At 62.6% G+C, this 13,260-nt stretch carries 11 protein-coding genes and 2 tRNA genes; 8 read left to right on the top strand and 5 right to left on the bottom strand.

Annotation, left to right across the window (positions count from 1 at the left end; genetic code table 11):
- The first annotated feature begins 99 nt into the window (after positions 1 to 99).
- Positions 100 to 1,686, top strand: coding sequence for a methyl-accepting chemotaxis protein (locus FYK34_RS01680; RefSeq protein WP_149294766.1), 1,587 nt, complete (start codon positions 100 to 102; stop codon positions 1,684 to 1,686).
- A gap of 38 nt (positions 1,687 to 1,724) precedes the next feature.
- On the opposite strand, the gene FYK34_RS01675 is transcribed toward FYK34_RS01680, so the two are convergent.
- The 5 genes from FYK34_RS01675 to FYK34_RS01655 form a co-directional block, all read right to left on the bottom strand.
- A tRNA-Met gene (locus tag FYK34_RS01675) sits at positions 1,725 to 1,801 on the bottom strand.
- Between the two features lie 457 nt (positions 1,802 to 2,258).
- Complete coding sequence (locus FYK34_RS01670) at positions 2,259 to 2,879, bottom strand: VC0807 family protein (RefSeq protein ID WP_196782580.1); 621 nt, start codon at positions 2,877 to 2,879, stop codon at positions 2,259 to 2,261.
- Between the two features lie 123 nt (positions 2,880 to 3,002).
- Positions 3,003 to 3,188, bottom strand: a complete 186-nt coding sequence (locus FYK34_RS01665; protein WP_149294764.1) for a hypothetical protein — start codon at positions 3,186 to 3,188, stop codon at positions 3,003 to 3,005.
- 283 nt (positions 3,189 to 3,471) lie between these two features.
- Positions 3,472 to 5,532: a methionine--tRNA ligase gene (gene metG, locus FYK34_RS01660; protein WP_149294763.1), complete on the bottom strand. Its 2,061-nt coding sequence runs from the start codon at positions 5,530 to 5,532 to the stop codon at positions 3,472 to 3,474.
- Between the two features lie 142 nt (positions 5,533 to 5,674).
- Positions 5,675 to 6,934, bottom strand: coding sequence for an MFS transporter (locus tag FYK34_RS01655; RefSeq protein ID WP_149294762.1), 1,260 nt, complete (start codon positions 6,932 to 6,934; stop codon positions 5,675 to 5,677).
- A gap of 215 nt (positions 6,935 to 7,149) precedes the next feature.
- Here FYK34_RS01655 and apbC point away from each other — a divergent pair, with 215 nt between their 5' ends.
- From apbC to FYK34_RS01620, 7 genes are all read left to right on the top strand, one after another.
- Complete coding sequence (apbC, locus tag FYK34_RS01650; RefSeq protein ID WP_407923591.1) at positions 7,150 to 8,331, top strand: iron-sulfur cluster carrier protein ApbC; 1,182 nt, start codon at positions 7,150 to 7,152, stop codon at positions 8,329 to 8,331.
- Between the two features lie 3 nt (positions 8,332 to 8,334).
- A complete protein-coding gene (gene murI, locus FYK34_RS01645; RefSeq protein ID WP_149294760.1) occupies positions 8,335 to 9,114 on the top strand; it encodes a glutamate racemase in 780 nt (259 codons plus the stop codon).
- 67 nt (positions 9,115 to 9,181) lie between these two features.
- Positions 9,182 to 9,628, top strand: coding sequence for a ribonuclease domain-containing protein (locus tag FYK34_RS01640; RefSeq protein ID WP_149294759.1), 447 nt, complete (start codon positions 9,182 to 9,184; stop codon positions 9,626 to 9,628).
- Positions 9,619 to 9,897, top strand: a complete 279-nt coding sequence (locus FYK34_RS01635; RefSeq protein ID WP_231137344.1) for a barstar family protein — start codon at positions 9,619 to 9,621, stop codon at positions 9,895 to 9,897. The genes FYK34_RS01640 and FYK34_RS01635 overlap by 10 nt, the downstream gene beginning before the upstream one ends.
- 395 nt (positions 9,898 to 10,292) lie before the next feature.
- A complete protein-coding gene (locus tag FYK34_RS01630; protein WP_149294758.1) occupies positions 10,293 to 11,528 on the top strand; it encodes a dicarboxylate/amino acid:cation symporter in 1,236 nt (411 codons plus the stop codon).
- A gap of 117 nt (positions 11,529 to 11,645) precedes the next feature.
- Positions 11,646 to 11,735 (top strand) — tRNA-Ser (locus FYK34_RS01625).
- 229 nt (positions 11,736 to 11,964) lie between these two features.
- Complete coding sequence (locus FYK34_RS01620) at positions 11,965 to 13,242, top strand: MFS transporter (protein ID WP_149294757.1); 1,278 nt, start codon at positions 11,965 to 11,967, stop codon at positions 13,240 to 13,242.
- Positions 13,243 to 13,260: the final 18 nt, after the last annotated feature.

Below are 13,260 nucleotides of genomic sequence, written 5' to 3'. Positions count from 1 at the left end.
GCGCTCGCTAAGAGAAAACTTGACGCATCTCATGCCATTAGGATTTTCATCTCCCTAGAATCGATGGTTTTCATGAAAACCAAAGCGCGGAGTCGTTGAATGAAAAAGAATTTCCCGGTAAGCGGCGTGGAGCATCGCTTTGAAAGCGGGTTGATCGTTTCGCGCACGGATCTGAAGGGCCAGATCACGCATGTCAACGACGCTTTTGTCGACATCTCCGGCTTCAGCCGAGACGAGCTGCTGGGCAGCAGCCACAACATCGTGCGCCACCCGGACATGCCCCCCGTCCTGTTTGCCGACCTCTGGAATACGCTGAAACGCGAATCCCCCTGGCGCGGCCTGGTCAAGAACCGTTGCAAGAATGGCGATCACTACTGGGTGGACGCGCTGGTGGTGCCGGTCAAAGAGCAAGGAAAGCTGACCGGCTACATGTCGGTGCGCTCCCCCGCTAGCCGGGAGGCGATTGCCAAGGCGGAGCAATGGTATCCGCAGCTGTTGCAAGGCGCGCGGCTGCCGGCGCGGCGGCGCCATGGCGTGGAAGAAAACCAGGTGCGGCGCGCTTTTGCCTTCCTGCTTTTTTTCCTGATCCTGTGCCAGTCCGCGCTATCCGGCACCCTCGCCGCGTGGCTACTGGCCGGCGTCGGCGTGCTGGCCTTGCTGCTGTGGCAAGGTTTCGAATTATGGCGCGGCCGGCACCAGCGCCAGCTGTTGCTGACGTGCGAACGCATCGCGGAGGGACGGTTGGACCAAACGCTGGCCATATACGGCCGCGGCGAAAGCGGTCGACTGGAAAGCGCGCTCGCCTGCATGCAGGTGCACTTGAAAGTGGTTATTGATGAATTGCAGATGACCGCGCGCGACCTGGAGCAGGATGCCTGGCAGCTGAACGGCACCCTGGGCGGCGTAGTGGACAGAGTAGCCGCCGGCTCCGGCAATGTGGACAGCATGTGCGCGGCCATCGAACAGCTGTCCAGCTCCATCGGGCAAGTGGCCAGCCACGCCGAGGACACCGCCCAATTGAGCCAGTCCTCCAGCACCACCCTGCGCCACAGCACGGGCTTGATGGCGCAAGCGCGCGAACTAGGCGATGCCACCGTGCACACCGTCAACAGCGCCCAGCACTCCATACAGTCCCTGACCGGCGTCATCGGCAATATCAGCCAAGTGGCGCAAGCTATTCACGACATCGCGGAACAGACCAATCTGCTGGCGCTGAACGCCGCCATCGAAGCCGCCCGCGCAGGCGAACAAGGACGCGGCTTCGCCGTGGTGGCGGACGAAGTGCGAAAGCTGGCCGAGCGCACCAGCCTAAGTACGGAAGAGATCAAGCAACTGCTGGCCCGCGTGCGGCAGGCCTCGGACGCCAGCGTAGCCGCCATGGGCCAGGTTTGCCAGGAAACCCAGGCCAGCAGCACGGCCCAGGCGCAAACCCATACGCAACTGGCGGAGATCCTCTCCGCCATTCACCGCGTCAACGAAAGAATGCAGGACATCGCCGGCACCAATGGCCAGCAATCCACCGCCGCCAGCCAGCTGACCGGGCAGATGCAGAGCATTGCCGAACAACTGGACGCCACGCATCGCCATATCGATCAGGCGCATCAAACCGTGGCAGACTTCAATCGGCGGGCGCAGAGGCTCAGCCAGATGGCCGCTCACTTTCAACTGGCGCGGCAAGGCGGCTGAAATGCAAAAAACCGAAGCCTTGGCTTCGGTTTTTTAATTGGTTGCGGGGGCAGGATTCGAACCTACGACCTTCGGGTTATGAGCCCGACGAGCTACCAGACTGCTCCACCCCGCGTCTGAATTCTTTTCTGCGTTTCGTGCAGAGGAGTGAACTATACCCCAGGGGTTTCTTTGCGTCAATAGCTTTTATAAAAAAATATCAAGACTGCCCGCAATCAGCATTCATATTCTTTAACAGATGGCAGCCGCAAACACATAAGCCATCAACAAAAGCGGGTTACATTGACATCGTGGTCGGCAGTCAAGCGAAAGCTTGGCTGTCCCATGCGTTTGATTAGGACTGCCATTCTAATCAAGTGCGTGAACCGGCCTTGTGCATTTTGACGGGTGTTGCAATCTGTACGCGACTGCCAGCGCGAGCAGCAGGGCGATGCCTGTTCTCCTAAGTGTTCATCACGGAACTTGGGGCCGCCTAGCGCGGCCCTCTTTTTTTATCTACGCGCTCACAAGACGCGGGATACTATACCCGAAATGAATACGCCGCACCACCCCCGCGTTGAACTTCCCACCGTTCAGCCGGCCTCGCTCGCCAGCCTGACGCTCACGCGGCGGCGCAAGTACCAGGTTATCGCCACCAGGCTGCCATAGATGGCATAACCGATCCAGGGCAGGACCAATAGCGACCGCTCCACCGGCCAATGCCAGGCTAGCCAGCTCCGCAGCGCGGTCTCCAGCACCAAACCGCCTCCCCACAGCGCCGTCATGAGGCGCATGCTTTGCCGAAAGGATGCCTGTCGCCACAAGCTTTCGCAGCGCTCACGCCCATCCTCGCGCTGACGCTCCATGGTGGCGCGAGCCAGATAAAACACCAGCGGCCTGGGCAATAGCAAGGAGAGCAGGAAGGCGACGCCAAACAGACCGGAAAGCATGGACTCGCGCAGCAGCAGCATTTTCTCGTTGCCGCCCAAGGCCATCGCCGCCAGCGACAGCGCGATGCCGAGCAGCACCAGCACGCTCAACGCATCCACCCTCTTATCGCGCCACAACTCCCACAAACTCCATAACAGCGGGGGCACGGCAGACAGCAACAAGCCGCCCATTTCGCCCCACAGCGGCTTGCCCCAGTGGTAGCAAGCCCAGGGCAGCACGAAATTGACGCCCAACTCCAGCAGCAATCTGACATGACGCGGCACGGGAATCCTTCCAGATAAAACCATCAACCTGCCGCCTTTTCATGCCATTGTCAACAAAAGCAAAGCCCCGCGCGAGCGGGGCTGTTTCATTTTCGCGGCCATCAAGGCCGCGGCAAGACAGGATCAGGCCGCGGCCTCGATGAAGCCATTGGCGGGATACATGGCGCTGGCCAAGCCAAGCGCGGACATGAATGTCACTTCAAACATCTTGCCGACTTGGCGGATGCTGACCACTTCATAGTGGACCACGCCGCCGCTGTCCTTGTACTCGAATACCTTGTGGCCGGGTTTCAGTTGCGAAATCTTCATTATGGTTTCCTTATTCTTTTTTTAAACAAAACAAGCGCATATAGGGTTTTTAGTCACTCCCCTCCAGGGAAAGTTCCCCTTCCAGGCAGTCTGCCGGCAGAAACCGACTGTAGCAGCGCTCGATGACAACACCGTGAATCGAGGCTGTCGTTCAGTGCCGCCGAAAACAAAACCCCGGCTACCAATTATGGTTGCCGGGGCCGCGTTAACCAAGATGGATTAACTTAACTGGGAATACTACTTATTTACCATGATCTGGATCAATAGCGGTATCTGACAGGCGTCAACCAACGCGCATGCCAGGCTTGACGCCCGCATCCACGTCCAGCAGGAACAGGCCTTCGCTGTCATCCGCGCCGGAGGCGCAGACGATCATGCCCTGCGACACGCCGAAGCGCATCTTGCGCTCGGCCAGGTTGGCGACCACGATCACGTGGCGGCCCACCAGCTTTTCCGGCTCCTGGTAAGCCTTGCGGATGCCGGAGAAGATGTTGCGGGTTTCGAAGCCCAGGTCCACCTTGAACTGCAAGAGCTTGTCCGAACCTTCGACGAAGTTGCATTCCAGCACCTTGCCTACGCGCAGATCCACCTTGGCGAAGTCGTCGATCTTGATGGTTTCGGCCAGCGGCTCGTGCGCGGCGGCGGCCGGCGCGTCTTGGGTAGCTTGCATATTCTGTTTGTTCGCTTCTATCAGTTTGTCGATCAGCGCCGGGTCGATGCGCTGCATCAGGTGCTGGTAGGCGTTGATCTTGTCGCCCAGCATCAGGGTTTGCGCGTCGCTCCAGGCGAGCGGCGCCGTGTTCAGGAAGGCTTCCACGCCCTCGGCCAGCTTGGGCAGCACCGGCTTCAGATAGATGGTCAGCAGGCGGAAGGCATTGATCAGCACGGTGCAGACCTCCTGCAGCCGCGCGTCCTGGCCCTCCTGCTTGGCCAGCTCCCACGGCTTGTTGGCGTCGACATAGCCGTTGACCAGGTCGGCCAGCGCCATCACGTCGCGCAGCGCCTTGGCGTATTCGCGCGCCTCGTAGGCGGCGGCCAGCTCATCGGCGGCGGCCTGCAGCTTGGCCAGGATTTCGATGTCCGACACCTTGCCCGCCAGCACGCCGTCGAAACGCTTGGCGATGAAGCCGGCGGAGCGGCTGGCGATGTTGACGAACTTGCCCACCAGGTCCGAGTTCACCCGCGCCACGAAGTCGTTCAGGTTGAGGTCGATGTCCTCGATGCGGCCGTTCAGCTTGGCGGCGATGTAGTAGCGCATCCACTCCGGGTTCAGGCCGCAGTCCAGGTAGCTCTTGGCCTGGATGAAGGTGCCGCGCGACTTGGACATCTTTTGGCCGTCCACGGTCAGGAAGCCGTGCGCGAACACGCTGGTCGGCGTGCGCAGGCCGGCGTAGTTCAGCATGGCCGGCCAGAACAGCGCGTGGAAGTACAGGATGTCCTTGCCGATGAAGTGGTACATCTCGGTCTGGCTGTCCTTGGCGAACCATTCGTCGAAGTTCAGTCCATTGCGGTCGCACAGGTTCTTGAAGCTGGCCATGTAGCCGATGGGCGCGTCCAGCCAGACATAGAAGTACTTGCCCGGCGCGTCCGGGATCTCGAAGCCGAAGTAAGGCGCGTCGCGGCTGATGTCCCAATCCTGCAAGCCGCCGCCTATCCACTCGTTCATCTTGTTCAGCGATTCCGGCTGCAGGTGGGCCTGCTCCGCGCCGTCGCCGCGCTTGGAGGCGCCGCTGGTCCAGCCCTTGAGGAAGTCGGCGCATTCGCCCAGGCGGAAGAAGTAGTGCTCGGAGGTCTTGACCACCGGCTTGGCGCCGGACACGGCCGAGTACGGATTCTTCAGCTCGGTCGGCGCATAGGTGGCGCCGCACGATTCACAGTTGTCGCCATACTGGTCTTGCGCGCCGCACTTGGGACACTCGCCCTTGACGAAGCGGTCCGGCAGGAACATCTGTTTTTCCGGGTCGAACAGCTGTTCGATGGTGCGCACGGCGATCTTGCCGTCCGCCTTCAGGGTGCGGTAGATCTGCTCGGCGAACTGCTGGTTTTCCGGCGAGTTGGTGCTGTAGTAGTTGTCGTAGCCGATATGGAAACCGGCAAAGTCCGACAGGTGCTCCGTCTTCACCCGCTCGATCAGCTGCTCGGGCGTGATGCCCTGCTTTTCCGCCGCCAGCATGATGGGCGCGCCATGGGTGTCGTCGGCGCAGACGTAATAGCATTCGTGGCCGCGCATCTTCTGGAAACGCACCCAGACATCGGTTTGGATGTGTTCGAGCATATGGCCCAGGTGAATGGCGCCGTTGGCGTATGGCAGCGCGCTGGTCACCAGAATCTTGCGTTTGGTCATGGTTGGGTAATCCGTATCGGCAATCTCAAGCGATCGATTATAGAGACAGAATGGCCGGCCGGCCATCGCCCGCCGCGCCGCAGCAAAAACACAAGCCCGGAACGCTGGGCGGCCGGGCTTGTGAACTGGCGCGGGGTAAGGATCAGGCGCCCTGGCTGGCCAGCTCGCCTTGCGGGGCGGCCGGCGCGGCGCGCTCGGCCATGGCCATGCCCACCATCTTGCGGCCCAGCATCACGTAGATCAGCGAGAAGCACAGCGCCAGCACGGCGAAACCGGCCAAGCCATAAGCTTGGTACACCTGGCGGAACAGTTCGATGCCCACCGCGTAGCCCGCCATGGACAACATGCTCATGCTGGCGGAAATGGTGCCGCGGCCGGCCGCGTCGCAAGACATCAGCGCGAAGCGGTACAGCACGCCGAAGGCCAGGCCTTCGCCGAAGGCCATCAGGCTCATGCCGGCCACCATCCAGTATTGCGGCGCGGACGAGAACAGCACGCCGCCCACCATCACGGCCAGGCCGCCGACGATGGGCCACATGCCCGCCAGCGCGGAGCGGCCCAAGGGCCAACGGTCGGCGATCACAGCCAGCGCCAGATTGCCGGCGATCAGGCCGCCGAACACCGGAATCTGCATCAGGCCGTATTCCACCGTACTCATGTGCAGGTCGCGCACCAGCAGCACCGGCGACAACGCGATCCAGCCCATCAGCGGCAGCGCCAGCAAGGGGATGCACAGAGCGGACAGCACGAAGCGGCCGTGGCCGAATACCTTCATATAGTCGCGGCCCATGCTGGACAGCGGCAGTTTCTCATGGCTGGGCTGCACGGTTTCCGGCATGCGAAGATACAGGCCGATCAAGGACAGCAGCGACAAGGCGGCGATGAACAGGAAGCAGCTGCGCCACGGCGCCAGCTCCACCAGCGCGGCGCCGGCCAAGGGGCCGACCAAGGGCGCGATCAGCGCCACATTGGCCATCAGCGCGGTCACGCGCACAGCGGCGGTTTCTTCAAACGATTCCTGCAGCGAGGCGTAACCCACGGCATTGATGAAGCACAGGCCCACGCCTTGCAGCACGCGCAGCGCGATGAAGGCCTCGATCGAGTTGACCAGATAAGTGGCCAGGCAGGCGGCGGTGAAATAAGCGACGCCGAACAGCAGCACCGGACGGCGGCCGATGCGGTCGGACAGCGGGCCGGTCAGCCACGGCAGCATCGCGCCGCCGATCAGGAAGGCCGTCATCGACGTGGGCGCCCAGGAGGCGTCCACCAGAAACTCGCGGGTGACGGACAGCATGGCCGGCTGGACCATGTCGTTACAGATGTAGACGGCGAATTCGAACAGGACCAGGGCCAAGGGAAACAGCAGATTGGACCAGGTGAGTTTGGCGTGTTTGGACTGCATAAAGCGGGAAATGCCTTTCTTTGACAAAGAACAGGGCCCGCGGCCTGACAGGGCCGAGCCTGGGGACGAGGCTCGCGCCGCGCCGGAAAAAACCGGCCATTCTACGCCTTTTGTCTCTTCATATCAAAAAAAGCTGATAGACATCAGCCGCTTCCGCGCGCTTGACGCCTCTTTACTCGCCATGACGCGCGCGCGCCGGCGCAATCCGGCGTAAAATGAGCGGAAACATCCACCCCATATCCAGCATGTTCTCCAAACTCACCCGCCTGTTCGGCGGCCAAGCCGCCCGGGCCACCCAAAACGAAACCATGGCACAGCTCGAAAACCAGATCCTAGAAACCCTGAAGCCGCTGATCGACGCCGATACCGGCAAAAGCTACGTCGCGGCCAAGAACGTCAAAAACCTGCAGTGCGGCGACGCCGAAATCCGCCTGGACGTGGTGTTGGGCTACCCGGCCAAGAGCCAGTTCGACGCCGTGCGCCAGCAGTTCGAAACCGCGCTGGCGCCGCTGGCCGAAGGCCGCGCGATCAAGGTGAACGTGTCCAGCCAAGTCGTCAGCCACTCCGCCCAGCGCGGCGTGCCGCTGCTGCCCGGCGTGAAAAACGTGATCGCCGTCGCCTCCGGCAAGGGCGGCGTGGGCAAGTCCACCACCGCCGCCAACCTGGCGCTGGCGCTGGCGGCCGAAGGCGCGCGCATCGGCCTGCTGGACGCCGACATCTACGGCCCGTCGCAGCCGCTGATGATGGGCCTGCAAGGCCAGCGGCCGGAAGCGGAGGACGGCAAGCTGATCCCGCTGTCCAACCACGGCGTGCAAACCATGTCCATCGGCTACCTGGTGGACCCGGACCAAGCCATGGTCTGGCGCGGCCCCATGGTCAGCCAGGCGCTGCAGCAGCTGCTGAACGACACCCGCTGGGACGAACTGGACTATCTGGTCATCGACATGCCGCCGGGCACCGGCGACATCCAGCTGACGCTGTCGCAGAAAGTGCCGGTCACCGGCGCGCTGATCGTCACCACCCCGCAGGACATCGCCCTCTTGGACGCGCGCAAGGGCGTGGCCATGTTCCAGAAAGTGGGCGTGCCCATCCTGGGCCTGGTGGAAAACATGGCCATCCACATCTGCTCCCATTGCGGCCATGCCGAACACATCTTCGGCGAGGGCGGCGCGGCCAAAATGGCGCAGGACTTCGGCGTGGAACTGCTGGGCTCGCTGCCGCTGGACCTGGCCATCCGCCTGGCAGTGGACGAAGGCAAGCCCAGCGTGGCGGCCGATCCGGACGGCAAACCGGCCGAACTGTACCGCGCCATCGCCCGCCGCGTGGCGGTGAAAGTGGCCGAAAAAGCGCAAGACTTCTCCGGCAAATTCCCCAAGATCGTCATCCAGAACAATTAAACCATGATCGCGATGTACGATTCCGGTCTGGGCGGGCTGTCGGTATGGCGCGCGGTGCGCGCCGCCCTGCCCGCCTGGCCGATCACCTACCTGGCCGACCAGGCTTACTGCCCATATGGCCCGCGCAGCCGCGAGGAAATCATAGACCGCGCGCTGAAAGTGGGACATTACCTGGTCAGCCAGGGCGCCACGCTGCTGGTGGTGGCCTGCAACACCGCCACCACGGCCGCCATCGGCGCCATGCGCGAGGAGTTTGCGCTGCCCATCGTCGGCATCGAGCCGGCCATCAAACCGGCGGCGGCGATGAGCCGCACCGGCCGCATCGCGGTGCTGGCCACCGAGTACACCCTGGCCAGCGAGCGCGTGCAAACGCTGCTGGACACGCATGCCGACGGCGTGCACGTATTGCGCCGCGCCGGCCACGGCTGGGTGGAGCAGGTAGAGGCCGGCGAATTGTCAGGCGAGCGCACCCGCGCCCTGGTGCGCCAGGTGGTGGAGCCGCTGATGGACGAGAACATCGACCACATCGCGCTGGGCTGCACTCACTACCCCTTCCTCGCGCCGCTGATCCAGGAAATCACCGGCGACGGCATCCGCCTGTACGACCCGGCCGAGGCCATCGCCCGCCGCGTGGCGGACCTGATCCAGCAGCACGGCTTCGACAGCCAGGGAGACGGCTACTGCCGCTTCATCACCACGGCGGACGACGGCGGCGACATGGCCTTGCGCCTGCCGCAACTGATAGGCCAGCCCTATCCGGTAGAAGTCCAGCCCCTAGTCTGACCTGCCCAGGCAAGGCCTTGCGCGTTAAAATGCAAGCACGCATCCTCGCCCACTCAGAGAAGAGTCCATGAAAAATAAAATCGCGCTGCTGCTGTGGATGGCCTGCCTGGGCCTGCCCGCCCTCGCCCAACCTTCCTGTCGCGACGCCGCCGCCCAGGCCAACCGCCAAAGCGGCCACAAACTCGACACGGCCGAGTTGTCGAGCATCCTGCAGGCCCTGAATCAAGGCGGCAAGCTGCCCCCTCGGTTCGTGACCAAGCGGCAGGCGCAGGATGCAGGCTGGAAGCCTGGCCGCAGCCTGTGGAGCGTGCCGGCGCTGCGCGGCAAAGCGATGGGAGGAGACCGTTTCGGCAATTACGAGAAACGTTTGCCCTCAGGCAAGTGGCAAGAGGCGGACCTGAACTATAAAGGCGGCAAGCGCGGAGCCAATCGCCTGCTGTTCAGCGCCCAAGGCCTGCGCTTTGTCAGCGTCGACCATTACAACACTTTCATCGAGGTGGCCCCATGTCAGTAGCCGTGTGCGAGCTGCGCCACATCCGCAGCCTGGAACAATTTTTCGACGAACTGAGCCGGCAACTGAAACTGCCCGCCCACTTCGGCCGCAACCTGGACGCCTTGTACGACAGCCTGAGCCACGATGTGGCCGGCCCGTTCGAGCTGGTTTGGCGCGACACCGACGAAGCCAGGCAAACGCTGGGCGCCGACCTCTACGGCACGGTGCTGGAAATCCTGGAGACCGTGGCGGAAGAGCGCGGCGACGTCACCCTGGACATCCACCATTAGACGCGGCTTGCCGCCTCCAGCAACGGGCAGCCTGGCTGCCCTGTTTTATTGCCTGCCCGCCGCCCTCCCCGCCCGAGCGTTTGACGAGAATGCGCCGCATTTCGCGCAATAAAATCAACATGCACATTCTGTTTCGAAAATCAATTATCGAAATCCTGCCAAGACAAGCTATCCCTAACTCACTATAATCGCCTCCCTTAGGCCGGCGCCGCCTGTCGGACAAAATTGGCGGCACTCCCGCAAATCGGGACTAAAAACAATAAAACAGCCCGGCCGGGCATGGCGCAGCGCGCCCCTTACCAGGCGCTCCTTTCGTAACACCCCGCCACACAAATGTCATGTTACGAAAACGCTACGCTCGTTTCGAATCGTCTCAAACAGGCAGGAACCTCTCAATGAAGTCGAAAAAACTCACGGCCTTGATCCTGGCCGGCATGCTGCTGGGCATCCTGGTGGGCTACCTCTTCCGTCAATACGCCGGCGAGGACACCGCCGCCATCAAATCCTTCGCCGACGGCATGTCCATCCTCACCGATATCTTCCTGCGCCTGATCAAAATGATCATCGCGCCCTTGGTCGTATCCACACTGGTGGTCGGCATCGCCAAGATGGGCGACGCCAAGTCGGTGGGCCGCATCGGCGGCAAGACCATGGCCTGGTTCATCGGCGCCTCCCTGGTGTCGCTGACCTTGGGCCTGATCATGGTCAACCTCCTGAAGCCAGGCGTGGCGCTGAACCTGCCGCTGCCGGACTTGCACGCCGACTCCGGCATCAAGGGCAGCGCCATTTCGCTGAAGGACTTCGTCACCCACGCCATCCCCAAGAGCGTGTTCGAGGCGATGGCCAATAACGAAATCCTGCAGATCGTGATCTTCTCGGTGTTCTTCGGCAGCGCCATGGCCGCGCTGGGCGAACGCGCCAAGGCGCTGATCGACGTCATCGACGTGGTCGCCCACGTCATGCTCAAGGTCACCAGCTATGTGATGAACTTCGCGCCGCTGGCCGTATTCGGCGCCATCGCCGCCACCGTGGCCAAGGAAGGCCTGTCCATTCTCGCCACCTACGGCAAGTTCATGGCTGAGTTCTACTTCTCCGTCGGCATCCTGTGGGCGCTGCTCATCGGCGTCGGCGTGCTGGTGGTCGGCCCGCGCATCCTTCACCTGATGGGCATGATCAAGGAGCCGCTCTTGCTGTCCTTCACCACCGCCAGCTCCGAAGCCGCCTACCCCAAGACCCTGGAACAGCTGGAGCGCTTTGGCGTGTCCAACAAAATCGCCAGCTTCGTGCTGCCGATGGGCTACTCCTTCAACCTGGACGGCTCCATGATGTACTGCACCTTCGCGGTGATCTTCATCGCCCAGGCCTACGGCATCGACCTGACCCTGGCGCAGGAAATCTCCATGCTGCTGATCCTGATGCTGACCTCCAAGGGCATGGCCGGCGTGCCGCGCGCGTCCCTGGTGGTGATCGCCGCCACCCTGTCGCAGTTCAACATTCCGGAAGCCGGCCTGCTGCTGCTCTTGGGCATCGACCACTTCCTGGACATGGGCCGCTCCGCCACCAACGTGGTGGGCAACTCCATCGCCACCGCCGTAGTGGCCAAATGGGAAGGCGAGCTGAAGCGCCACTAAGCCTCCCCGCCCCCCTCTGCGCCACCCTTGCGGTGGCGTTTTTCTTGGGCAAAAATAAGAAGCGACTATTGACAGCAAAGGTTCGCGCGGACATAATGCGCACCTCGACTGACCGCTGGAGAGGTGGCAGAGTGGTCGAATGTACCTGACTCGAAATCAGGCGTACGTGCAAGCGTACCGAGGGTTCGAATCCCTCCCTCTCCGCCAGTAGAACGCATCAAAGCCCTGAGCAATCAGGGCTTTTTTGTTTTTCTTCTGCTCAACAATCCAAATACCTCCCGCCCCTCTGCATTCCGCCAAAATAACTAGTCCCGCCTCATCCACCAGGCGGAGCCACCTCCGTCTTTAGCGCGCAGCAGGCCCTGCCTCCGGCGAATACCGCCTTGCCGGCGCAAACCGTATCGTGACAGCCGTATCCACTATCCGGGGCGGCGTCATGGCATCCGCAAACGTTCAACGCTACAGCGTGCTGGCCAGCAGCACCTTGGCCTTCACCCTCTGCTTCATGGTCTGGATGATGTTCGCGGTGCTGGGCATCCCGATCAAGCAGCAGCTGGGCCTCAATGAAACCGAGTTCGGCATTTTAGCCGCCACGCCGGTGCTGACCGGCGCGCTGATCCGCGTGCCGCTGGGCATCTGGACCGACCGTTACGGCGGCCGGCCGGTGATGTTCGCGCTGATGCTCTGCTGCGTGCCGCCCATCTATCTGTTGCAATTCGCCACCGCCTACTGGGAATTCCTGCTGGGGGGCCTGTTCGTCGGTCTGGCCGGCGGCTCCTTCTCGGTCGGCACGCCCTATGTGGCGCGCTGGTTCCGCAAGGAGCAGCAAGGCCTGGCGATGGGCATTTTCGGCGCGGGCAACGCCGGCTCGGCCCTGACCAAGCTGGTGGCGCCGGCGCTGATCGTCGCCTGGGGCTGGCAAAGCGTGCCCACCGCCTACGCGCTGATCATGCTGGCCGCCGCCATCCTGTTCTGGCTGTTTTCTTTCAGCGACCAGGCGCACAAGGTGTCGTCCGCCGTCACGCTGCGCCAGCAGCTGGCGCTGATGAAGCACCCGGCCGTGCTGCGCTATTGCCAGTTCTATTCCGTGGTCTTCGGCGGCTATGTGGCGCTGGCCTTGTGGATGACCAAGTACTACGTCGGCGAATATGGCCTGGACCTCAAGCACGCGGCCTTGCTGGCGGCCTGTTTCTCCTTGCCGGGCGGCGTGCTGCGCGCGGCGGGCGGTTATCTGTCCGACCGCTTCGGCGCCCGCGGCGTTACCTGGGCGGTGATGTGGGTGTGCTGGGTGGCCTTCTTCCTGTTGTCCTATCCGCAGACCGAGATGCGCGTCGCCACGGTAAACGGGCCGTTCAGCCTGCATATCGGCCTGAACGTCTACCTGTTTACCAGCCTCTTGTTCTTGGTGGGCGTGGCGCTGGCCATAGGCAAGGCCTCGGTGTTCAAATCCGTCGCCGATGAATTCCCGGATTCCATAGGCGCCGTGTCCGGCGTGGTGGGCCTATCCGGCGGCCTGGGCGGTTTTCTGCTGCCCATATTGTTCGGCGCGCTGCTGGACCTGACCGGCGTGCGCTCCAGCGCCTTCATGCTGCTGTACGGCACCGTGTGCGTGAGCCTGGTGTGGATGCATTTTTCCTACAAATCGGCGGACAAGGCTCAGACGCGCGCGGGCGCGCCGGTCTCCGCCATTCCTTTGACGAACGAGCGCGGCTGAGCGCGGCGCGGGAGAGTG

This window comes from Chromobacterium paludis (genome assembly GCF_008275125.1).
GTDB lineage: Bacteria > Pseudomonadota > Gammaproteobacteria > Burkholderiales > Chromobacteriaceae > Chromobacterium > Chromobacterium paludis.
The sequence above is the reverse complement of the archived record's forward strand: the minus strand, read 5'-3'. Positions and strand labels throughout refer to the sequence as shown.

Bases quoted from the DNA above. Each gene is read 5' to 3' on its own strand.
- FYK34_RS01620 (WP_149294757.1), top strand. From the start codon at position 11,965: ATGGCATCCGCAAACGTTCAACGCTACAGCGTGCTGGCCAGCAGCACC.
- apbC (WP_407923591.1), top strand. From the start codon at position 7,150: ATGAGCGGAAACATCCACCCCATATCCAGCATGTTCTCCAAACTCACC.
- FYK34_RS01655 (WP_149294762.1), bottom strand. From the start codon at position 6,934: ATGCAGTCCAAACACGCCAAACTCACCTGGTCCAATCTGCTGTTTCCC.
- FYK34_RS01640 (WP_149294759.1), top strand. From the start codon at position 9,182: ATGAAAAATAAAATCGCGCTGCTGCTGTGGATGGCCTGCCTGGGCCTG.
- FYK34_RS01635 (WP_231137344.1), top strand. From the start codon at position 9,619: ATGTCAGTAGCCGTGTGCGAGCTGCGCCACATCCGCAGCCTGGAACAA.
- metG (WP_149294763.1), bottom strand. From the start codon at position 5,532: ATGACCAAACGCAAGATTCTGGTGACCAGCGCGCTGCCATACGCCAAC.
- FYK34_RS01630 (WP_149294758.1), top strand. From the start codon at position 10,293: ATGAAGTCGAAAAAACTCACGGCCTTGATCCTGGCCGGCATGCTGCTG.
- murI (WP_149294760.1), top strand. From the start codon at position 8,335: ATGATCGCGATGTACGATTCCGGTCTGGGCGGGCTGTCGGTATGGCGC.
- FYK34_RS01665 (WP_149294764.1), bottom strand. From the start codon at position 3,188: ATGAAGATTTCGCAACTGAAACCCGGCCACAAGGTATTCGAGTACAAG.
- FYK34_RS01680 (WP_149294766.1), top strand. From the start codon at position 100: ATGAAAAAGAATTTCCCGGTAAGCGGCGTGGAGCATCGCTTTGAAAGC.